We start from the raw sequence: 21,941 nt of genomic DNA, 5'->3' as shown, positions 1-21,941 counted from the left end.
ATCCCTTTCCCAATGGCCTTGCGCCTGTAACGGAGTTTGACTCGTGACGTCACCCAGTTCATCTGCCCACGAAGAGACCAAGGTCATCGACGGGGTTCATTATCACCAATACGACGTTGTCATTGTGGGAGCCGGTGGTGCCGGCATGCGTGCCGCCATCGAAGCCGGTCCGCACGCTCGCGTAGGCGTCATCAGCAAGCTCTACCCCACGCGTTCGCACACCGGTGCTGCGCAGGGCGGTATGGCTGCGGCCCTTGCCAACGTTGAGGAAGACAGTTGGGAATGGCACACTTTCGACACCGTCAAGGGTGGCGACTACTTAGTTGATCAGGATGCCGCCGAGATCCTGGCTAAGGAAGCAATCGACGCGGTTATCGATCTCGAGAACATGGGCCTTCCTTTCAACCGCACGCCCGAGGGCAAGATTGACCAGCGCCGCTTCGGTGGCCACACGCGCGACCACGGTAAGGCACCGGTTCGCCGTTCCTGCTACGCCGCTGACCGCACCGGCCACATGATCTTGCAAACCCTGTTTCAAAACTGCGTAAAGCTGGGCATCGAGTTCTACAACGAGTACTACGTGCTCGATCTGGTGATGACCGAGGTAGATGGCGTCAAGCGCCCCTCCGCTGTGGTCGCGTACGAGTTGGCCACCGGCGACCTTCACGTCTTCCAGGCCAAGTCGATCATTTTTGCCACCGGTGGCTTCGGCAAGATCTACAAGACCACCTCCAACGCTCACACCCTGACCGGTGACGGCGTCGGCATCCTGTGGCGCAAGGGGATTCCTTTGGAGGACATGGAGTTCTTCCAGTTCCACCCCACAGGTCTTGCCGGTCTCGGCATTTTGCTCACCGAGGGTGCTCGCGGTGAAGGTGCCATCTTGCGCAACGCCAGCGGCGAGCGCTTCATGGAGCGCTACGCCCCCACGATTAAGGACCTCGCGCCGCGTGACATTGTGGCGCGTTGCATGGTGCAAGAAGTACAGGAAGGCCGTGGCGCAGGTCCCAACAAGGACTACGTCTACCTCGACTGCACCCACCTCGGTGCCGAAGTCCTCGAGACCAAGCTCCCTGACATCACCGAGTTTGCGCGCACCTACCTGGGCGTCGACCCGGTCGTTGAGCCCGTTCCCGTGATGCCGACCGCTCACTACGCCATGGGTGGTATTCCCACCAACATCAAGGCCGAGGTTCTCAGCAACAACGACACCGTCATCCCTGGCCTCTACGCCGCGGGGGAATGTGCCTGCGTTTCCGTGCACGGCTCGAACCGCCTCGGTACCAACTCGCTGCTGGACATCAACGTGTTCGGTAAGCGCGCCGGTCGCTACTCGGTTGAGTACGCGAAGACGGCCGAGTTCGTTCCTCTTCCGCAAGATCCTGCCGGCCCCGTGCGCGACATGATTGAGAGCATCCGTAACGCTGGGGGAACCGAGCGCGTCTCGGCACTGCGCAAGGAACTGCAGGAAGAAATGGACCGCGGCGCTCAGGTGTTCCGCACCGACGAGTCGCTCGGCCAGGTCACCGACACCATCACGAAACTGCGCGAGGGTTACAAGAACATCTCCATTCACGACAAGGGTAAGCGGTTTAACACCGACCTCCTCGAGGCCGTGGAACTGGGCTTCCTGCTTGACCTCGCCGAGGTTGTCGTCTACTCAGCGCGTAACCGCAAGGAAAGCCGTGGCGGTCACATGCGCGATGACTACCCTCTGCGCAACGACGAGGACTACATGGTTCACACCATGGCGTACCTCACCGGTGATGCTTCCTCGGAGCACGCCGGCGACCACATCAAGCTCGACTGGAAACCGGTCGTCATCACGAATTATCAGCCCATGGAGAGGAAGTACTAATCATGGCTGCTGCGACCCAAACTCTCACCGCCGCTGACGCGTTCACCATCACCCTCATTATTCGTCGCTTCCTCCCTGACGTCGATGACGAGGCGCGTTGGGAATCCTTCGACGTTTCGGTCTACTCGACCGACCGCATCCTGGATGCCCTGCACAAGATCAAATGGGAACAGGACGGCACGTTGTCGTTCCGCCGCTCGTGCGCGCACGGCATTTGTGGCTCGGATGCGATGCGCATCAACGGTCGCAATCGCTTGGCCTGCAAGACCCTGATCAAGGATCTCGACATTACCCAGCCCATCTACGTGGAGGCCATCAAGGGCCTGCCGTTGGAGAAGGACCTGATCGTCGACATGGAGCCTTTCTTCGAGGCTTTCCGCGCCGTCAAGCCCTTTCTCATCGCCAACTCCACCCCCGAGGCCGGCAAGGAGCGCACGCAGAGTGTTGCGCAACGCGCCATCTTTGATGACACCACCAAGTGCATCCTGTGCGCCGCATGCACAACGTCATGCCCCGTGTTCTGGACCGACGGCCAGTACTTTGGCCCCGCGGCTATCGTCAACGCTCACCGGTTCATCTTCGACTCGCGCGATGATGCAGCGGATGTTCGTCTCGACATTCTCAACGACAAAGAGGGCGTGTGGCGCTGCCGCACGACCTTCAACTGCACCGAGGCGTGCCCGCGTGGCATCGAGGTCACTAAGGCTATCGCCGAAGTGAAGCAGGCTGTTCTGCGCGGAAAGCGCTAGCCCGAAAGACGAGAGTGCTAGGCGGTGCCGAGCACCCGGGATTCGGCGGCGGTGCGACCTGTGAGAGCCTTGGCGGCGAGCGCCTGGGCCTCGGGGAGAGTGACGGTGAGCAATGCCGCGCGAACATCCGCGAAGGCTGCTGGTGTCATGCTGAGGCTGGTCGCACCGAGGCCAACAAGCACGATGGCGAGGTTGGCGTCCGCTGCCGCTTCGCCACAGACTCCGACGGGGCAATCCAGCAGTGCTCCGGCAACGCCGAGTTGCTTGATGAGGCGCAGCACCGCGGGGTGCCACGGGTCCTGGTAGGAAGCAACCGTACCGAGCATGCGATCGGCGGCCATCGTGTACTGCGTGAGGTCATTGGTGCCGATACTCACGAAGTCGGAATTGACCATGACCTGCTCGGCCATCAGCGCCAACGACGGCACCTCCGCCATAACCCCGGCAACGTTGATGCCGAGTTCACGTGCCAACTCAACGAAGTAGTCGCTCTCCTCCGCGTCGGAAACCATGGGCGCCATGACCCACAGGTCCGCCGTTGTCTTGTTCTGGGCATTCACCAGAGCAGTGAGTTGATCGCGCAGGATGTGCTCGTTGACACGCAGTGCCCGCAGGCCGCGAAGTCCCAGCGCTGGGTTCTCCTCATGGGCATCGTTCAAGAAGCTGAGAGGCTTGTCGGCCCCGGCATCCAGTGCACGAACGACGACCTTTTTGCCAGGGAATGCCTCGAGCAGGGCGGTGTACTGCTCTTCTTGGTGGGCAACGGTCGGCGCCAACAGCGCGTCCAGAAAAAGGAACTCCGTGCGGAATAGTCCGACACCTTCGGCACCCAGGGCGATGGCTTCGGCCGCCTCCGTCGCGGAACCAAGATTCGCGAGCAAAGGAACGAGGTAGCCGTCTTTGAGCGCTCCGTCAGTGATGGGGGCGTTGGAGGCGGTGAGCCACGCTTCCCGGCGCTGCAGGGCATCCGCTACCTCGGTATCACTCGCATCCACGATGACGGTGTTCGTGCCCGCATCCAACACGATGACGGTGTTCTCGACGAGGGCGTCGGCACCAACGACGCCCACGATCGCGGGGATCGACTTGGAGCGAGCAAGGATCGCCGTGTGGGATGTGGGGCCACCGTCGCGGGTGATCAACCCTAAGACTTTGGTGAAGTCGAGCAGTGCGGTATCGGCCGGGGCTAGATCGTGGGCCACCAAAATAAAGGGTTGATCCGATTCAGGCACTCCCGGGGCAGCCACACCACGCAAACGGGCAATCACGCGTTGGGCGACATCCGCGAGGTCAGTGGCACGCTCCCCCATGTATCCCCCCATGCCTTCCAGAAGTTTCTGAAAGCTCGCGAACGCATCGAAGACAGCACGTTCGGCTGTCGTGCCCGCGGTGATCCGTGCCGCAATATCTTTGGCCAACGTGGGGTCGGCCGCCATCAGTGCTTGGGCATCCAGCACATCTTTGGCTTCGCCTCCGGCGGCAATCCCGCGTTCCCGTAGCCAGGCACCCACGGCGGCAAGTGCCTCCCGTGCCACGGCAATCTCGACCTCAGCATCGGCGGTGCGGGCAACATCTGCTGGCTCGGCCAGTGGTTCCGGCATGCGCTTCAGGGGCCCCGCCGCGATTCCGCGGCCAACGCCGATTCCGTGTAGCTCCATTGCTGTACTCCTCATAGATGCGCGTGCGTTGACTACTTTACCCGGGCAGAACAGCACAAACAAGCCAAAACGGGACTAAAACAATACAAACAAACATTTTGTGTGTATATTCGAGGGAGAAAATAGTTTCTGCCCCTGATCCTCTCCCCAGACAACGGAGTCCCGCGTGTACGCATCTGAGCGCCACCAGGCCATCTTGGCCAAGGCACGCCTCGTTGGTCGCGTCGAGGTCAAGTCGCTCGCGGAAGAACTTGATGTCACCCCCGAGACCATTCGCCGCGACCTGACCGTTATGGAGCGCCGCGGTCTCGTGCAGCGCGCTCACGGAGGCGCCATTGCCGTGGACCGCCTCGGTGTGGAACCCGGAGTGGCGGACCGCGATGCCGTCTACACCGACGAGAAAGAGCGCATTGCCCGCCGCGCCCTCGCCGAGCTCCCCGATGGCGGCTCCATCATCATCGACGCCGGCACGACAACATCTCGCCTGGCGAGCATGCTCCCGACCCACATCGAGCTGACGGTCGTCACAAACTCCATCCCCATCGCGGCCACCCTTGCGACGCGCCCCAATATCTCTCTTCACCTTCTGGGCGGTCACGTCCGAAGCCAAACTCTTGCGGTTGTCGGCACCTGGCCTCAGGATGAACTCGCAACGATTTCCGTTGACGTCGCCTTTCTCGGCATCAACGGCCTGACGGCAGATCGGGGTCTGACCACACCAGATCTTGAAGAAGCGCGCATCAAGACACTCTTTGTCGAGTCCGCTCGCCGCACCGTCGTGCTCGCCGACCACACGAAGTTTGGTCGCCAAGATTTTGCCAACGTGGCGCCCCTCAGCCTCATCGACACCGTCATCACCGACAGTGGCATTGACAGCGAGCTGTTGCGTGAAATCGAACAAGGGGGACCGGACGTGATTGTCGCATGATCATTACTTTTACTGCCAATCCCAGCGTTGACCTGACGCTGGAAATTGAGACATACGAAAATGGCGAGGTTAACCGCGCCCTCAGCAGCCACAAGGATCCCGCGGGCAAAGGGATCAACGTTTCGAAAGCTCTCGCTAAGAACGGCATTCCCACTTCGGCTCTCTTCCCCGCCGATGCCTCGACCGGTCAGTGGATCATTGCCGCTATGACTGCTGCCGGAATCTCCACCGTTACAACGCCCATCCACGATGAAATTCGTCACAACATCACAATCAAGGATGCCGCCGGCACCACCACAAAGATCAATGCGTTGGGCCCTGTCTTGAGCGCCGACGAGAAGGCAGAACTGCACGGCGCCATCGTGAGCGTTCTGGAAACGCGGCCCGCCTGGCTCGTTGCCGCCGGGAGCTTGCCACGCGGACTCGATGGATCGTTCTACGTGCATCTCGGAAAACTGGCCCGTGACTTCGGCGTGCGTTTTGCCGTGGACACCTCCGGCGGCGCCCTTGCCGAAGTTGCCCACTCCGGAGTCGCCGACCTCATGAAGCCCAACCACGAGGAGTTGGAAGAACTCGCCGGACGAGGGCTCCCCACGGTCGGGGACGTGGAAGAATTTGCGCGGAGCCTATTGGCCAATGAAAAAGCCGCCATCGTCGTGAGTCTCGGTGAAAACGGCGCCTTGCTGGTGACGCCCTCCGCAACAATTTGGGCCGGCCACGCCCCTGTCATTGCCGACAGCACGGTTGGCGCCGGCGACAGTACGCTCGCGGGCTATCTCGCCGCCGACGTTCGTGTTCGTGCCGAGAGTCTCGACATCGATTCCGCCAACGTACTGCGCATCTCCACGGCCGTCGCGTGGGGTTCCGCTGCCGTGCAACTGCCCGCCACCAACGCCCCGGGTCCCGAAAACATTACGCTCGACGCCGTCAGCGTGCGTATGAACCCCAGCCACACCCTCACTATTAAGGAGCTCCACGGATGACTGATATCCAGAACGTGGCCCTCACCTCCGAAGACATTGTCATCGTTGGTTTGGTCGCAGAAACCAAGGAAGACGCCACGCGTCAGCTGGCTCAAACGCTTGCTGCCGCCGGTCGAGTCACCGACCTCGAGGGCTTCCTCGTCGATGTTCGTGCGCGAGAAGAGCAGATGGCGACCGGCTTGCCCGGCGGTATCGGTATCCCTCATGCACGTTCCGCTCATGTCACGGTGCCCAGTGTTGCCGTGGCCACGAGCGTAAAGGGTGTGAACTTCGGGGCTGCGGACGGCCCGGCCCACCTTATTTTCTTGATTGCCGCCCCCGATGGTGCCGATGACAAACATCTTCACATCTTGGCGTCACTCGCCCGCAAACTAGTTCATGAAGATTTCCGTCAATCTCTTCGCGAGGCGCGCACCGGTGCGGACATCGCGGAGATCATCATTAGAGAGGTGAAGCAATGAAAATTGTCGCCGTCACATCCTGCATTACCGGTATCGCTCACACCTACATGGCTGCCGAGGCTCTCGAGCAGGCTGCCAAGAAGGCGGGTTATGAGATCTCGGTCGAGACTCAAGGTTCCGCTGGTTCCACTCCCCTCCCCCAGGCCGTCATTGACGCCGCCGACGTCGTGATTTTTGCCACCGACCTTGAGGTGAAGGACAAGAACCGTTTCAACGGCAAGCCCTTCCTTCAGATTGGGGTGAGCAAGGCCTTGGCCGAAGCAGAAGCTGTCGTCGCTTCCGCCGTCGCATCAATCTCCTCCGCTCCTCTGGTTGGTGGTAGCGCTGGCCCCCGACTGTCCACCAAGGTTGTTGCCAACGAGCGCACGGCTACGCGCATCCGCAAGTGGCTCATGACGGGTGTCTCGTACATGATTCCCTTCGTGGCCGCCGGCGGTATCCTCATCGCCCTGGCCTTCCTGCTGGGTGGCTACGAGATCGCTCTTGGCACCGCCAAGGATGACGCCCTCGCTGCGGGCAATCTATCCGACGTTCACTATTGGGCGGCCCTGTGCCTGGCTATCGGTGGAACCGCGTTTGCCTTCCTGCTCCCCGTGCTCTCTGGCTTCATCGCCTTCGCGATCGCTGACCGTCCGGGGCTCGTTCCGGGATTTGTCGGTGGCGCTGTCGCCGGTGCCGTGGGCGCCGGATTCCTGGGCGCGCTCATCACCGGTTTCCTGGGTGGTTTCGTCGCCTTGGGCCTCAGCCGCCTGAAGGTACCGAACTGGCTCAAGCCCGTCATGCCCGTTGTGCTGATTCCTTTGGTCGCATCCTTCGTTACCGGTGGGCTCATGTTCATCGTTTTGGGCGCCCCCATCAAGGCCCTGATGGATGCCCTCACCGCCGGACTGACGCAGCTGGCAGACAGCGGCAACCTGCCTCTCGTTGGTCTCGTTTTGGGCCTGATGATGGCCTTCGACATGGGTGGCCCCGTCAACAAAGTTGCCTACCTGTTTGCCACCGGCTTGCTCGCAACGCAGCTGGCCAACACGAACCCGACCGACCCATCCTTTGTCATCATGGCAATGGTCATGGCTGCGGGTATGACGCCTCCCCTGGGTCTTGCCCTCGCCACGGTCATTCGTAAGCACCTCTTCTCCAACGTCGAGCGTCAAAACGGTAAGGCTGCCTGGCTCCTGGGAGCGTTCTTCATCACCGAAGGCGCGATTCCGTTCGCTGCCGCCGACCCGCTGCGCGTGATCCCCTCGATCATGATCGGTTCGGGCTTCACCGGTGCTCTCGTCGGTATCTTCAACATCGGACTGCGCGCGCCCCACGGTGGACTGGTTGTCTTCCCGCTGGTCTCGAACCCGGTGATGTACATCGTTGCCGTGGCTATTGGAACCGTCGTAACGGCTCTGCTGGTTCTCGTCGCGAAGAACATTAAGAAGAATCCAGAAACAAGCGACGAAGCGCTGGAGGCCGCAATTGCCTAAGGCAACCAGGCACGTAACAGTCGGATCACGCGTCGGTCTGCATGCTCGCCCGGCCAGCACTTTTGTGCATGCTGTGACGGCCGCTGGACACGATGTCACGATTACCAAAACCAGCGGTGATACAGCCGACGGCGCCAGCATCCTCTCGGTGCTCGCTCTCGCCGTCGGACACGGAGAAGAACTCGTGCTCGACGTCGATGGTGACAACGCGGAGGCAGTGGCCGACGAGCTGGCGAGCCTGCTGGCATCGGATCTCGACGCCGCCTAACCGGATCTCGGTCGTCCGTCGCCTCCTGTGGCCCACGTGTCCCCTTCCCCCGGGGTTCGCGTGGGCCATTTTGGCGTTTAAGCTGAGGAAATGAAACAAGGACTTGCCGCAGTGTCTGCCTGGGCTCAAGGCCTGCGTCCCGTGCGCGTTTTTCGCGCGTACCTCTCGTCGGGGGGAAACCTTCTCGCCGCGGGAATGTCATTTCAAGCGGTGTTCGCCGTTTTTGCTGCCGTGTGGGTGGGCTTCACTTTCTTCAGCGCCTATTTGAGCGGGCATCCGGCAATTCGCGAAGCCGTTATTGCCTTTATTAACATTCAGATCCCGGGATTCATTGGCACGGAAGGCGTTATCGACCCTGCCCTGCTCACCAACAGCCCCGCCCTCACGTGGACCGGCGCAATCGCCATCCTCGTGCTGCTGTACACGGCGATCGGCTGGCTCAATTACGCTCGCATCGCGGTTCACCGTATCTTCAATCTCCCCGCCTCGACGCTCAACGTTGTTCTCCTCAAGATTTACGACCTCATCATTGCTCTGGCCTACGGAATTGTCATTATTGTGAGCGCGACGGCATCCGTCTTAGCTACAAAACTGATTGGAATTGTCGCGACGTGGGCCGGAATCGCCGAAACCAGCACCTTCCTGCGCGCGTCGCTGCAGGGCGGAGGCGTCTTGTTAATTCTGTTGATGGACACGGTCGTGTTGGCCTCGCTCATCCGTTTGCTGAGCGGTGTCCCCATCCCGTGGAAAAGACTCTTTGTCGGGTCATTTTTCGGGGGGATCGTGCTCGGCGCGATGAAAATTGGGGGCGCATATTTGCTTGCCGGTACGAGCCAGAATCCCCTTCTCGCGTCGTTCGCCGTTTTCATCGGGCTGCTCGTGTGGTTCAATATCGCGTGCCGGGTGTACCTCCTGTCGGCGACGTGGATTGCCGTCGGCATGAGTGATCTCGGCCTCGAAGCCAAAGATTCCGGATGGATTTTTGGCAGCCGAGCTCCGCGGGTCGCGCGAATAGAATTGTGAACATGTCACTTCGCGTAGCCACAGTCAATGTCAACGGTGTTCGAGCGGCCTACCGCAAGGGCATGGGGGGGTGGTTGGATGCTCGCGATATCGACATCCTGGCGTTGCAAGAAGTTCGGGCCTCTACTGAGGATCTCGAGGAACTTCTTGGGCCAGAGTGGAACATTTTGCACGACGCCGCTAGCGCCAAAGGCCGTGCCGGTGTCGCTTTGGCAAGCCGGAATTCGGCTCAGATTCATCGCGTTTCGATCGGGGCTGAGGAATTTGATACAGCGGGACGTTGGCTGGAGGCCGACTACGTGGTGGGCGACAAGACGCTCACTGTCGTTAGCTGTTACGTGCATTCTGGCGAAGCGGATACGCCCAAGCAGGTGGCGAAATACGAGTTTCTCGATGCCATGACGATTCGCATGCGGGAGATTGCCGAGCACTCCGAATATGCCCTCGTGACGGGTGACCTGAATGTGGGCCATCGCGAATTGGACATCAAGAACTGGAAAGGCAACGTCAAGCATGCCGGTTTCTTGCCGCGAGAGCGTGCCTATTTTGATCGCATCCTGGGCTCCAAAGGTGAGATCGTTACCGGGGTGGATGGCACAACGGGTGAAGGCCTTGGGTGGGTCGATGTCGGTCGTCAGGTTTCCGGTGAAGTACCCGGCCCCTACACATGGTGGTCCTATCGTGGCCAGGCATTCGACAATGACGCCGGCTGGCGCATTGACTATCAGCTCGCAACCCCCACGCTTGCAGCAACAGTGTCGAGCTACGTCGTCGACCGGGCCGACAGCTATGACACACGCTGGTCCGATCACACCCCCGTCGTCGTTGACTACGACCTCTAATTTTCCCCCGAACTGAAGGCATTCTCATGAGTACCAAACCGATTATCCTCTCGGGCATGCAGCCCTCCAGTGACTCACTTCACCTCGGCAACTTCATCGGGGCGCTCGGCAACTGGGTCGCCATGCAGGATGAGTTCACGGCCTTCTTCTGTGTCGTTGATTTGCATGCAATCACTGTTCCGCAGGATCCCACCGAGTTGCGTGCTCGCACGCGCTCCACCGTGGCGCAGTACATTGCGGCGGGAATTGATCCTACGCGCAGCACTCTCTTCATCCAGTCGCACGTTCCCGCCCACGCCCAGCTGGCCTGGGTTCTCAACACCATCACTGGTTTTGGCGAGGCGAGCCGCATGACGCAGTTCAAGGACAAGTCCGCCAAGGGGGGTGCCGACTCGGCCGGCGTGGGCCTCTTTACGTACCCGATCTTGATGGCGGCCGACATCCTGGCCTATCAAGCCAACGTCGTTCCCGTTGGCGAAGACCAGCGCCAACATCTCGAACTTACCCGAGACTTGGCCATGCGCTTTAACTCCCGTTTCGGCGACACGTTGACGGTTCCCGAGGCGCACATTCTCAAGGAAACTGCAAAGATCTACGACTTGCAGAATCCATTGGCAAAGATGTCGAAGTCTGCCGAGTCTGAAGCGGGGCTTTTGAAGATTCTGGATGACCCCAAAGTCACCACCAAGAAGATCATGCGGGCCGTCACCGATGACGAGGGCGAGATCCGTTATGACAAAGACGGCAAGCCGGGCATTGCCAACCTGCTCACCATCTATTCGGTGCTGGCTTCGCGCACGATTGACGACCTCGTTGCCGAATACGGTGGGCAGGGCTACGGGACGCTGAAGAAGGATCTTGCGGCCGTGGTTGAAGCTAGCTTCACTCCCATTGCGCAGCGCACGAAGGAGCTCCTTGCCGACCAGGGCGAGCTGGACCGCATTCTGCGCGTCGGCGCGGACCGTGCCAACGAGGTTGCCAATGCGACCCTTACAGCTGTCTATGACCGCATTGGTTTAGTTTCCCGCGGTTAGGTTTCGCGCGGGTAGGTTGCGTGGCTGGAGAGAAGACCGCGAACTGCGGAAATGACGCGTTGCTGGTCGAACATGATGTCGCGATAGAGAACCCTGAGGCTCATGTAGCCCAGTGCGGCCAAGTCGACATCACGCGCGCGATCGCGCGCGTGGGCCTCCCAACCGTCGTGGAACTGGCGACTATCTGCCTCCACCACGACTAACCCGTCGACCAGCATGTCGACCCGCCCCACCGATTCGATGGACACCTGAATGTCCACGCGGAACCCTGCCTCGATCAGGATGAGTCGAAGTACCGTCTCTTGGCCAGACTCACTTCGATCATCAACGAGTGACCGTAACCATTGCAATCGCCCGGGTAGTGCGGAAAAAATCACAGGGACCGTCCCCTCCGGGAGGCGGTTCAGATGAAGGGCATTTTCTAGCGTGGCCATAGCCACGCGGTGGTCTTGGCACATGAATGCCTGCCTGATCGCATCGACGAGCCCCACTCGATACTCATTTCCCCCCGAGGGCTCCATGAGCGCTCCCCAGTGCACCTTTGCATTGCTCCCGTCGCTTTCTCGCAGAGCTTGCGAGCGATTTCGAGGGTCCCGAAGACGTGATCCCAAGGCTCCGACATGGACATGCACCCTCCCGTCGTCGAAGCCAAATATGTCTGCATGCCTCACCGCAGATACGCAGGCAAGTCGACCTCCGACCCTCACAGCTTCGACGACACGAGGGTCAGTGTCCCCCAGAACATAATGCCCGCGGCGTGGTCGGATGAGCTCGCCGAGCTCGCACGCCGTGGCAAGCCTTCGACGCTTTACCCCGTCTCCGACGAAAACCGCGGACTCAAGAACAGACCGACCACGATCATGAAAGTAATCTGCCCAGTGCATGCCCAGAATTCTGCCAAGAACGCGACACGGCCGTTGCGAGGGTCGTCATTTTCTGTGGAAAACCACCTCGAAGTGGCCCTCGTGAGGAGGTGCCGCCTCCGAATTGTTCGTAACTCCTGAGATTCTTGGCCCGACCCAACGTGTTCCGCGCAATTCCAGGCACCAACGAAACCGTGGTGAAGGATTTCAGGAGTTACGAACAAACCGTGACCCACCGGGAAGGTCCAGTGGTCTCCGGGGACGAGAAATCCGCAGGAAAGGGACAAAAATGTTCCGCGGAGGGCGGAACGGGAACCGTATGCGGGAATACCACCAGGGTTTACACTCTTATACATAGCAACGCGCTCCGGGGTCAGTGTAAATCTGTACCGGTGGTGATAGTCCACGACCCTCGATCTTCATCCAACAGGATGCGGTGAAGAGGTTGATTCGGTGAAAATCCGAGACCGACGGTTAAAGTCCGGATGGGAGGAAGCGCGCGGCACTTTTTGAGCCACCTTTCGGTGGCGAAACTGGTGTCGGTGTTAGCTGTCGTTTGTGACAACTATCTCCCCGGAGCCCGTCGATGATGACGAAGAGAATCCGAAGATGAGCACGCAGACTAACGAGCAGGGCACCCAAGAACCTCGCGACGTCCAAAAGCCTGAGGAACGTCAGGGCATGGCCTCGGCAGTGATCTCCCCACTTCCCGTTGAGGTTTTCATGCACCGCGCCATAGAGCTCGCCGCGCGGGGCCCCGCGAGAGGCCTGAACCCACAAGTGGGTTGTGTCGTCCTCGATTCCAACGGTGCCATCATTGCCGAAGGCTGGCACCGTGGAAGCGGAAACCCCCACGCCGAGGTCGATGCGCTCTCCAAGATAACGGCTGACCAGGCCGCCGGCTCCACTCTTGTCGTTACTCTCGAGCCCTGCAATCACACCGGAGTGACCGGACCCTGTACCCAAGCGATTATCGATGCCAAAGTGGCGCGCGTCATCTACGCCGCCACCGACCCCGGCCATTCCTCCGGTGGCGGTGCCCAAACGTTGCTCGACGCCGGCGTTGAGGTTGACAGCGGAATCCTCGGCGAGGAAGTCAACGAACAACTTCATGACTGGATGAGGTCCGCCAAACTCGGCCGACCGTTCGTCACGGTGAAGTGGGCGTCGAGCCTTGACGGCCGCGCGGCCGCCGAGGACGGCACGAGCCAGTGGATTTCAGGAGAAGCAGCTCGGGAGCGCGTGCACGTTCAGCGTTCCGAATCCGATGCGATTGTCGTCGGCACGGGAACAATCCTTGCCGACAACCCTTCGCTCACGGCCCGCACCCCTGGTGGCGAGTTACACGGGAATCAGCCCATGCCGGTTGTCATCGGCGAGCGCCCGATCCCCTCCGACTCACTCGTTTACTGGCACCCCCACGAAGCTCTCGTTACCGGCCACCGGAACATCGAGCAAACCCTCACCGAGCTGCGAAACAAAGGCGTGCGATCTGTCTTTGTCGAAGGCGGGCCCACCCTCGCGAGCGCCTTCATCGAGGCTGGCGTTGTCGACCGCTTCTACATTTACCTCGCTCCAGTGCTCCTTGGGGGGCCCAAGTTGGCTCTTACGGATCTCGGAATCAGCACGCTCACCGAACGTCTCAACCTGAAACTCATCGCCATGGAGCTATTGGGCGAGGATATTTATATAGAAGCGAAGCCGGCGAAACCCGCACCACCTGAATCGCGCGCAACGCGCGAATCATCGGACGTACCCGCAGCACCCGCAGCACCGGTCGCTCCGACAACGACTGCTCAACCAGCAAAGGAATCCTGACATGTTTACTGGCCTCATCGAAGAGCTCGGGACCATCACGGCCATCGAGAAGCTGCCCGACGCGGCACGGTTCACGATCACGGGTAGCGCGGTCTTGGCCGATGCCCAGCACGGCGATTCCATTGCCGTCAGCGGGGTGTGCCTCACAGTCGTCGAGCAAACCCCTAATTCCTTCACCGCCGATGTCATGGAGCAAACCCTCGCGATGAGCACCATGCGCGAAGCCCACGTGGGCACCGCCGTAAACCTCGAGCGAGCGGCTCGCGCCGGCGACCGCCTCGGTGGCCATATCGTCCAGGGGCACATCGACGGAACAGCGACCGTTATCGCGATCACTCCCAGTCAGGATTGGCGCATTGTGCGTTTCTCCCTTTCCCCGGGGCTCGCACCATTGGTGGCCGATAAGGGCTCCATCGCCGTGGACGGCATCTCCCTCACGGTCAGTAACGTGAGCGACCCCCGTGAGATCGATCAATGGTTCGAGGTTTCGTTCATTCCTGAGACACTTTTGGCAACAACGGTGGGCGAGCGCGTCGTGGGCGATACCGTGAATATTGAAACCGACATCGTCGCTCGCCACGTGCAGCGCATGCTCGCATTTCAAACCCTTGCGTCAGCTCCTCCAGCATTCCCCGCCGCGACATCCATCGCGACACCATCCATCACGACACCACCAGCACCGCCCGTTATCCCGTCAGAAGGTCTCTAATGTCTCTCACCCCCATGCCCCAAGTGCTCGCCGCTCTGCGGGCCGGCCGCGTCGTGATCGTCGCCGATGACGAAGGCCGCGAGAACGAGGGCGACGCCATCGCCTCCGCGGAGCTCGCGACGAAAGAAAGTGTCGCCTGGATTGTCAGAAACTCCTCCGGACTCCTGTGCGCCCCCATGCCCCGCGATGTCGCCGACCGCCTCAACCTCCCCATCATGATCGAGCGCAGCCAGGACTCCCGGAAGACCGCGTACACGATCACCGTCGATGCTGCTGTTGGCATCACCACGGGCATCTCCGCTTCCGACCGGGCGATGACGTTGCGCGCGCTCGCCAATCCCGAATCTGTGCCCGGCGACCTGATTCGGCCCGGCCATATCCTGCCACTTCGCGCCGTTGATGGCGGAGTCTTGGTTCGTGCCGGCCACACCGAAGCCGCTGTAGACCTCATGCGCCTAGCGGGACTCTCCCCCGTGGGTGTTATCGCCGAAATCGTTGCCGATGACGGTGACATGATGCGGATGCCCGGCCTCCTCGATCTCGGCGAGCGCGACAATATTCCGGTCACCACCATTGCCGCGATGATCGAATGGCTCAATATCCACCCATTCGTGGAGCCCTCTGCCGAGGAACTCGACACCTACCGTGTTGCGTTCGAGGTGGAGACGACGGTTCCCACGGAATTCGGAACTTTCCGCATGCGCGGATACCGCGATCACTCCACGGGAGCCGACCATATCGCCATTGTCTCCGGCACTCCGGCGGCTGAGAATGCCCTCGTGCGCGTTCACTCCGAATGTGTCACAGGCGAAGCCCTACACTCGCTCAAATGCGAGTGCGGCCCGCAACTAAACGAAGCCTTGCGTACCATTAACCGCGAGGGCGGTATCGTGCTGTACATGCGCGGCCACGAGGGACGCGGCATTGGCTTGGTCAACAAGTTCAAGGCCTACAAGCTGCAGGAGACGGGCCTCGATACCGTGGATGCCAACCTCGCCCTCGGCCTCCCCGCCGATGCCCGCGACTACACGGCGGCCGCCCGCATGCTCGATGACATGGGCATCCGTTCTGTCCGGCTGCTGTCGAACAACCCGGAGAAACAGCGCCAACTCGAGGACCACGGCATCAGCATCACGGCCCTCGTTCCCCTCGTCGTTGGCCTAGGAGAATTCAATACCGAGTACTTAGGGGTCAAGCGCGACCGCATGGGGCACCAGCTTCCCGGCAACCTCCCTGCCCTAGAATCGGCCACGATCGGTCAGAAAGAGGTCACCTCATGAGCGGCGAAGGTTCTCCCACAATCAAGGTTGATGGCCACGGTATGAACGTCGTGATCATCGCCGGCCAGTGGCACGACGTGATCACCAACGGCATGATTGCCGGCGCGCAACGCACCCTCGAGGAGAATGGCGCCTCGCACTCTCTGGTTCGCGTTTCCGGAAGTTTCGAGCTTCCCCTGGCCTGCAAGGTGGCGCTAGAAAATGGCGCGGATGCGGTGGTCGCCCTCGGCGTCATCATCCGTGGCGGAACTCCCCACTTTGAATACATCGCGAGCGCCACCACGGATGGACTCCTGCGCGTCATGCTCGATACGGGCAAGCCAGTCGGCTTTGGTGTGCTCACTCTCGACGATGAGCAGCAGGGCCTCGACCGTGCCGGCCTTCCTGGTTCGAAAGAAGATAAGGGAGCCGAGGCGGCCATTGCCGCTCTCTCGACGGCAGTTACTCTTCGCCACATCTCCCATAAATAGGATTTTTGTCCCCCATTTTGGCGCTATAAGAGTTTCATGTGGCGGTCTGAAATCGCTAGGCTGACGCCATGCAGATTCTCGCGACCATTCTGGTCATCCTTCACTTCATCGGCCTTTCCTTTCTTCTGGGGTCATTCCTGGTTCAAGTGAAAGACATTGCGAAGGGCAAGGGCCGTGTTCTGCGCGGGATGATCGATGGAGCGCTACTCCAGCTCATCACCGGTCTCGCCCTCACCGGTATCTACTCGGCGCACCTCATCGATGGTGAAGAAGTCAACAACGCCAAAATCGCCGTCAAGCTTGTTGTGCTCTTGGTCATCGTCGCCCTGGTCTTCGTCTACCGCAAGCGCGAGGTTGCTCCCTCTTGGGTTCTCTGGGCCATTGGTGGCCTCACAACACTAAACGTTGTCTTGGCTGTTGCCTGGACCGGCAAGTAAGGAACACCGTCGCATGGGAGCATGGTTCAAGGCCCACACCGTAGCCGTATTGGTGGGAGCGGCCATCATTTTGTTGGCCATCATTGGTGTCATCTTCTTCTCGCTGAACTCCACCAGGACACCCGCCATGGCGACCATCACGAAGGTGACGTATTCGCAGACACAGGCCGGAACGAACGCCGCCCCGGTAAATGTCGTCATCACGAGTAGCACCAAAATTGCCGCCCTCGAAAAGCTCCTCACGACCTACGAGATCCAGCCGGGCGTCACCGATACTCTCGGCAGTTCAACGGGCTGTGTCGGTGGCCTCACCAGCAAGGTGACCCTCGCTTACAGCGACGGCAAGAAAGCCGATTTCAGCACGTACGTCTGCGGAACGGACAACCCAAAATTCAGTGTCGCACTGTCGGAACTCTTGGCCAGCTGGGCCGCGTAGAACACCCAGCATTTCGCCTCAAGGGAAACGCTCACGTTCGCCCCTAGACGCGAATTAGACTCACAAGGATGTCTACTTCACGCACGAAAGAACCGCGTTCGCGGTCCCGCCGCGATTTTGCCGATTCTTCTGCCGCCAGCGCCGGAAGCAAGGCCAGCTTCAGTCAGTTGATGCCCTATCTGCTGGAGCATCGTCGCGTACTCAGCTTTGTTATTGTGCTCAGTATTTTGGGTGCCGGCGCATCGCTAGCGCAACCACTTTTGGTCGGTCAAGTCATCACGCTGGTAGGCAAGGGCGATACCCTCGGCTTCCTCGTGTGGCTCCTCATCGGGCTCGTTGTTGCTTCTGCACTCATCACCGGTTTTCAGCACTACCTTCTGCAACGCACCGGTGAGGGCGTCGTTCTGTCCTCCCGCCGTCGACTGGTCGGCCGCATTCTGAGGCTCCCCATCGCTGAGTTCGACACGCGTCGCACGGGCGACCTCGTCTCCCGCGTCGGTAGCGACACGACTCTCCTTCGTGCCGTCCTCACGCAGGGCCTCGTGGAGGCCATTGGAGGCTCTCTGACCTTTGTCGGCGCGCTCGTGGCGATGATTTTGATCGATCCCGTGTTACTGGGGCTCACCGTAACGGTGGTCTTCGTTGCCGTGGTCGTCGTCGTGCTCCTGTCACGGCGCATCCGGGTCGCCAGTCGCAAGGCTCAGGCAAAGGTGGGCGAGCTCGCTGCCTCGGTTGAGCGTGCCATCTCCTCCGTTCGGACCGTCCGCGCGGCGAACGCCACCGAGCGAGAAATCAAAACCGTTGAGGCCGAAGCCGAGGGCGCCTGGCGCATGGGCATCAAAGTCGCGCGCATCTCAGCCCTGGTTGTTCCCATCGCCGGAATCGCCATGCAGATCGCATTCCTCACGGTGCTCGGCGTCGGCGGATTCCGCGTGGCCGACGGTTCCATCACCGTAGCTCAGCTCGTCACCTTCATCTTGTTCCTCTTCATGATGATCATGCCGCTGGGCCAGGCCTTCGGCGCCATCACCTCGGTGAACGCAGCCCTTGGTGCGCTCGGTCGCATCCAAGAAATCATCGCCCTTCCCAGCGAAGGGGAGTTCGACCGAAAAGTTGCCCCTCTCGCCGTCGCACCGGGCGGAGCTCGAGCCGCCATTGCGTCGAGCCCCAACGCCCTCGAGTTCACTGATGTTCGGTTCTCCTATCCGCTTGTTCAACTCGCCATTGCCGAAGATGAAAGCATCAGCTTGCCATCGCGCCGTGAGCGAGCGGATGCCGCGACCGCTGTCATTGAGACAGCCCGCCGTGCCGCACTCGATGCCCTCGACGCGGCCGATGGAACGCCCGGGTTGAATGCGGACGGCACTCCCCGACCGACTGCTCCCGTTATCCTGCACAGCGTCTCCTTTGCCGTCCCGCACGGAAAACGCACCGCGCTCGTGGGACCCAGCGGTTCGGGGAAGTCCACAATTTTTGCTCTCATCGAGCGCTTCTATGACCCGACATCGGGCACGATCAGCCTCGGCGGAATCGATATTCGCGGCCTCGAACGCACCGACCTCCGCGACCAGATTGGTTACGTGGAGCAGGACGCCCCCGTCCTGGCCGGCTCCCTTCGCGACAACTTGCGCCTGGGCTCCCCCGACGCCACCGACGCGCAGTGCATCGCGGTGCTGCACGAGGTGAACCTCACGACGGTGCTCGAGCGCACGGCACTGGGCCTCGATGCTCCCGTGGGCGAGGAGGGTGTCATGCTTTCCGGAGGCGAGCGTCAGCGCCTAGCGATTGCCCGTGCCCTGCTGGCCGCTCCCCCCATCCTGTTGCTGGATGAATCCACGTCGAGCCTCGACGGAGTGAACGAGCAGCTCATGCGTGAGGCCATCGACCGGATCTCGGTGGATCGCACGCTGTTGATCATCGCGCACCGCCTGTCCACCGTGGTCGACAGCGATCAGATTGTTGTGCTCGAAAATGGCGTGGTCGTCGGGGTCGGCACGCACTCCGAGCTGGTTGTCAGCACACCTCTCTACCGCGACTTGGCCAAGCACCAACTGCTCGTGTAAGACTTGAGCCATGTTTGCAGTCGTAGCATCTAAACCCGGTGGTCCAGAAGTTCTCAACGTTGTTGACGTTGAGATCCCGGTGCCCGGCCCCGGTCAAGTACTGATTCGGGTCGCTGCCGCGGGGATCAACCGCGCCGATATTTATCAGCGCGAAGGGTCGCATCCCCCTGCAGCTGGTGTCACCGATACTCTCGGCATCGAAGTCTCCGGAGAGATTGCAGCCTTGGGCGACGGTGTGACCGAGTGGGCCGTGGGGAACAGCGTCTGCGCTTTGCTCGGTGGCGGTGGATACGCAGAGTATGCCCTTGCCGAGAGCTCCCACGTTCTCCCGGTTCCGCGTGGCATGAGCGTCACGGATGCCGGGGGAATCGTCGAGGTGGCTGCCACCGTGTGGTCCAATATTTTTCGGGGAACCCTGCCGCCTTCCGGATCGTGGATTCTCTTCCATGGTGGCACCAGCGGAATCGGCACGTTCGGTACCCAACTCGCTGTGGCTCTCGGATACAAGGTGGTCACGACCTGCGGCACGGATGAGAAGGTAGCCGCCAGTGTGGCGCTGGGCGCGAGCGTCGCGATCAACTATCGCTCAGAGGACTTCGCCGAGAGGCTAAAACGGGATGGCATTAAAGTCACGCGGGTTCTCGATCACGTCGGTGGGCCCTACATTGCCCGCGACATCGCTGTCCTCGCTCTGGGGGGCCACATCGCGAGCATCGGCAACATGAGCGGTGAAGACGCCACGATCAAAATGGGCGCCCTCATGCGTGTGCGCGGCACGCTCTCGGCTGCCGGCCTCCGGGCACGAACGCTCGAAGACAAGGCCGATATTTTGCGGGAGGTCCGTGAGATCATCTGGCCGCTCTACGAGAATGGGGCGCTCAAACCCCTCACCCACGCGACGTTTCCCCTCAAGGATGCCCGCGAGGCCCAACTGCTGATGCAATCGTCGAATCACATCGGCAAGATTCTGCTCCTGATCTAAACACTCCAGACACAACAATGGGCCCCTTCCAGAGATGGAGCCCATTGTTGTCAATACTGCATAACGCAGACTGTCGTGCGAAGTGATTCCTTAGGCGAAAGGGTTCGGTGTCATCGTGTACTTGGTCGAGAGGTACTCGTGGATTCCCTCGAACCCACCCTCGCGACCAAGGCCCGACATCTTCACTCCGCCGAAGGGAACGGCAGCGTTGGAGATGACCCCAGCGTTCAGGCCCATCATGCCTGTCTGCAGGCGCTCAATGAGACGCTGCGAGCGAGACAGGCTCTCCGTGTAGACGTAGCCGATGAGACCGTATTCGGTGTCGTTGGCAATGTCGATGGCTTCGTCTTCGGTCTTAAAAGTGACGATACTGAGCACGGGCCCGAAGATTTCTTCTTTCAGAATTTTGCTGCCGGCTTGCACATTGGTCAGCACAGTTGCCTCGTAGTAGCTTCCAGCGCCTTCGACTTTGTGCCCCCCGGTGGTGAGGGTCGCGCCGCGGGTGAGGGCATCCTGAACAAGCTCGTCGGCTTTGGCAACGGCTTTGTTATCGATGAGGGGCCCAATGGTCACACCCTCCTCCGTGCCGCGGCCCATTGTGAACTCGGAGACGCGCTTAGTGATGCGTTTGGCAAACTCCTCGGCCAGCGACTCGTGCACGATGAAACGGTTGGCCGCTGTGCAGGCCTGACCGATGTTGCGGAACTTCGCTACGAGCGCGCCTTCCACAGCCTTGTCAAGGTCGGCATCGTCGAAGATGATGAACGGGGCGTTGCCGCCGAGCTCCATCGACGTTCGCAGAACGTTGTCGGCGGCCTGACGCATGAGAGCCTGGCCCACACCGGTGGACCCGGTGAAGCTGAGCTTGCGGAGGCGCTTGTCGGCGATAATGGGATCCGAAACAGCAGCGGTAGTCGAGGTCGTGAAGACGTTGACGACGCCAGCAGGAACGCCGGCCTCCTCGAGGATCTTCATGAAGTACAGCGTGGTCAGCGGGGTCAGGCTGGCGGGTTTGATGACTACCGTGCAGCCGGCGGCGAGGGCCGGGGCAATCTTGCGCGTTGCCATGGCGAGGGGAAAATTCCACGGAGTGATAAGGAAGCAGGGGCCGACGGGCATCTGCGTGATGATGGCACGACCCGTGCCTTCGGGATTGCTACCGTAGCGCCCCTGCACGCGCACTGCTTCTTCACTGAACCAGCGAAGGAACTCGGAGCCATACCCCACCTCACCGAGAGCCTCATTGAAGGGCTTACCCATCTCAATGGTCATCAGCAGAGCGAACTCGTTCTTGTGCGTCTGGACAAGGTCGAAGGCCTTGCGCAGGATGTCGCTCCGCGTGCGTGCGGGCGTGCGTGCCCAGGAGTCCTGAGCCGCCACAGCGGCGTCGAGCGCTGCTTTACCGTCCGCGGGACTGGCATCCGCAATGGTGGCAATGAGTTTGCCGTTGGACGGGTCATAGACGGGAAGAGTCTTGCCGCCCGTTGCGTCAACCCACGCACCGTTGATGTACAGCTGCGTGGGGACCAGGGCCAAAAGTTCGGCTTCGGAAATCATCGTCATTGTCATTTCTCCTTCGAAGCTTCAAGCCTACTCGCTGAGAA

Annotated in this window: 22 protein-coding genes and 1 riboswitch; of the genes, 19 read left to right on the top strand and 3 right to left on the bottom strand. The window is 60.7% G+C overall.

From position 1 onward, the window contains the following. Positions 1-43: 43 nt before the first annotated feature. Together sdhA and FB555_RS06125 are read left to right on the top strand one after the other, a co-directional pair. Positions 44-1,858 (top strand): succinate dehydrogenase flavoprotein subunit, encoded by a 1,815-nt coding sequence (gene sdhA, locus FB555_RS06130; protein WP_182484599.1) that lies wholly within the window; start codon positions 44-46, stop codon positions 1,856-1,858. Positions 1,859-1,860: 2 nt separating this feature from the next. After that, complete coding sequence (locus tag FB555_RS06125; protein WP_182484598.1) at positions 1,861-2,607, top strand: succinate dehydrogenase iron-sulfur subunit; 747 nt, start codon at positions 1,861-1,863, stop codon at positions 2,605-2,607. 17 nt (positions 2,608-2,624) lie between these two features. Here the strand turns inward: FB555_RS06125 and ptsP are convergent, their stop codons facing one another. Then, positions 2,625-4,265: a phosphoenolpyruvate--protein phosphotransferase gene (gene ptsP / locus FB555_RS06120; protein ID WP_182484597.1), complete on the bottom strand. Its 1,641-nt coding sequence runs from the start codon at positions 4,263-4,265 to the stop codon at positions 2,625-2,627. 166 nt (positions 4,266-4,431) lie between these two features. Between ptsP and FB555_RS06115 the strand changes: the two genes are divergently transcribed. The 8 genes from FB555_RS06115 (at position 4,432) to trpS (ending at position 11,279) form a co-directional block, all read left to right on the top strand. Continuing rightward, positions 4,432-5,193, top strand: a complete 762-nt coding sequence (locus FB555_RS06115) for a DeoR family transcriptional regulator (RefSeq protein WP_182484596.1) — start codon at positions 4,432-4,434, stop codon at positions 5,191-5,193. Next, positions 5,190-6,176 carry a 1-phosphofructokinase family hexose kinase gene (locus FB555_RS06110; protein ID WP_182484595.1) on the top strand — a complete coding sequence of 329 codons (987 nt, stop codon included), beginning with the start codon at positions 5,190-5,192 and terminating at the stop codon, positions 6,174-6,176. The genes FB555_RS06115 and FB555_RS06110 overlap by 4 nt, the downstream gene beginning before the upstream one ends. After that, a complete protein-coding gene (locus tag FB555_RS06105) occupies positions 6,173-6,637 on the top strand; it encodes a PTS sugar transporter subunit IIA (protein ID WP_182484594.1) in 465 nt (154 codons plus the stop codon). Before FB555_RS06110 ends, FB555_RS06105 begins: the two co-directional genes overlap by 4 nt. Next, complete coding sequence (locus FB555_RS06100; protein WP_182484593.1) at positions 6,634-8,112, top strand: PTS fructose transporter subunit IIC; 1,479 nt, start codon at positions 6,634-6,636, stop codon at positions 8,110-8,112. Before FB555_RS06105 ends, FB555_RS06100 begins: the two co-directional genes overlap by 4 nt. Beyond that, positions 8,105-8,380 carry an HPr family phosphocarrier protein gene (locus FB555_RS06095; RefSeq protein ID WP_182484592.1) on the top strand — a complete coding sequence of 92 codons (276 nt, stop codon included), beginning with the start codon at positions 8,105-8,107 and terminating at the stop codon, positions 8,378-8,380. The genes FB555_RS06100 and FB555_RS06095 overlap by 8 nt, the downstream gene beginning before the upstream one ends. A gap of 90 nt (positions 8,381-8,470) precedes the next feature. Next, positions 8,471-9,403, top strand: a complete 933-nt coding sequence (locus FB555_RS06090) for a YihY/virulence factor BrkB family protein (protein ID WP_182484591.1) — start codon at positions 8,471-8,473, stop codon at positions 9,401-9,403. A gap of 2 nt (positions 9,404-9,405) precedes the next feature. Then, the gene (locus FB555_RS06085; RefSeq protein ID WP_246323626.1) at positions 9,406-10,245 is read left to right on the top strand and encodes an exodeoxyribonuclease III; all 840 of its coding nucleotides are present in this window, start codon (positions 9,406-9,408) and stop codon (positions 10,243-10,245) included. Positions 10,246-10,271: 26 nt separating this feature from the next. Continuing rightward, entirely contained in the window at positions 10,272-11,279 is a 1,008-nt protein-coding gene (gene trpS, locus FB555_RS06080) for a tryptophan--tRNA ligase (RefSeq protein WP_182484589.1), read from the top strand. Here trpS and FB555_RS06075 read toward each other — a convergent pair. Beyond that, complete coding sequence (locus FB555_RS06075; RefSeq protein ID WP_182484588.1) at positions 11,276-11,656, bottom strand: endonuclease domain-containing protein; 381 nt, start codon at positions 11,654-11,656, stop codon at positions 11,276-11,278. The genes trpS and FB555_RS06075 overlap by 4 nt on opposite strands. A gap of 243 nt (positions 11,657-11,899) precedes the next feature. On the opposite strand from FB555_RS06075, the gene FB555_RS06070 reads away from it, so the two are divergent. The 9 genes from FB555_RS06070 (at position 11,900) to FB555_RS06030 (ending at position 20,337) form a co-directional block, all read left to right on the top strand. Continuing rightward, the gene (locus FB555_RS06070; protein WP_182484587.1) at positions 11,900-12,283 is read left to right on the top strand and encodes a hypothetical protein; all 384 of its coding nucleotides are present in this window, start codon (positions 11,900-11,902) and stop codon (positions 12,281-12,283) included. Between the two features lie 218 nt (positions 12,284-12,501). Beyond that, positions 12,502-12,644, top strand: a riboswitch (FMN riboswitch). 107 nt (positions 12,645-12,751) lie between these two features. After that, a complete protein-coding gene (gene ribD, locus FB555_RS06065) occupies positions 12,752-13,960 on the top strand; it encodes a bifunctional diaminohydroxyphosphoribosylaminopyrimidine deaminase/5-amino-6-(5-phosphoribosylamino)uracil reductase RibD (protein ID WP_343046419.1) in 1,209 nt (402 codons plus the stop codon). A 1-nt stretch (position 13,961) separates the two neighbouring features. After that, positions 13,962-14,669 (top strand): riboflavin synthase, encoded by a 708-nt coding sequence (locus FB555_RS06060; RefSeq protein WP_182484586.1) that lies wholly within the window; start codon positions 13,962-13,964, stop codon positions 14,667-14,669. Then, positions 14,669-15,949, top strand: coding sequence for a GTP cyclohydrolase II (ribA, locus tag FB555_RS06055; RefSeq protein ID WP_182484585.1), 1,281 nt, complete (start codon positions 14,669-14,671; stop codon positions 15,947-15,949). The genes FB555_RS06060 and ribA overlap by 1 nt, the downstream gene beginning before the upstream one ends. Beyond that, on the top strand, positions 15,946-16,419 hold the full coding sequence (ribH, locus tag FB555_RS06050) for a 6,7-dimethyl-8-ribityllumazine synthase (RefSeq protein ID WP_182484584.1): 474 nt from the start codon (positions 15,946-15,948) through the stop codon (positions 16,417-16,419). The genes ribA and ribH overlap by 4 nt, the downstream gene beginning before the upstream one ends. A gap of 68 nt (positions 16,420-16,487) precedes the next feature. Next, the gene (locus FB555_RS06045; protein ID WP_182484583.1) at positions 16,488-16,856 is read left to right on the top strand and encodes a hypothetical protein; all 369 of its coding nucleotides are present in this window, start codon (positions 16,488-16,490) and stop codon (positions 16,854-16,856) included. 13 nt (positions 16,857-16,869) lie between these two features. Further along, positions 16,870-17,292, top strand: coding sequence for a hypothetical protein (locus FB555_RS06040; protein ID WP_182484582.1), 423 nt, complete (start codon positions 16,870-16,872; stop codon positions 17,290-17,292). Positions 17,293-17,360: 68 nt separating this feature from the next. Continuing rightward, entirely contained in the window at positions 17,361-19,355 is a 1,995-nt protein-coding gene (locus FB555_RS06035; RefSeq protein ID WP_182484581.1) for an ABC transporter ATP-binding protein, read from the top strand. Positions 19,356-19,365: 10 nt separating this feature from the next. Beyond that, complete coding sequence (locus tag FB555_RS06030) at positions 19,366-20,337, top strand: NAD(P)H-quinone oxidoreductase (protein WP_182484580.1); 972 nt, start codon at positions 19,366-19,368, stop codon at positions 20,335-20,337. Between the two features lie 90 nt (positions 20,338-20,427). Here the strand turns inward: FB555_RS06030 and FB555_RS06025 are convergent, their stop codons facing one another. Next, positions 20,428-21,900, bottom strand: a complete 1,473-nt coding sequence (locus FB555_RS06025) for an NAD-dependent succinate-semialdehyde dehydrogenase (RefSeq protein ID WP_182484579.1) — start codon at positions 21,898-21,900, stop codon at positions 20,428-20,430. Positions 21,901-21,941: the final 41 nt, after the last annotated feature.

Origin of the sequence: Alpinimonas psychrophila, from assembly GCF_014137865.1 — a bacterium.
GTDB classification, from domain to species: Bacteria; Actinomycetota; Actinomycetes; order Actinomycetales; family Microbacteriaceae; genus Alpinimonas; species Alpinimonas psychrophila.
This window is presented reverse-complemented; position numbering and strand designations above follow the sequence as displayed.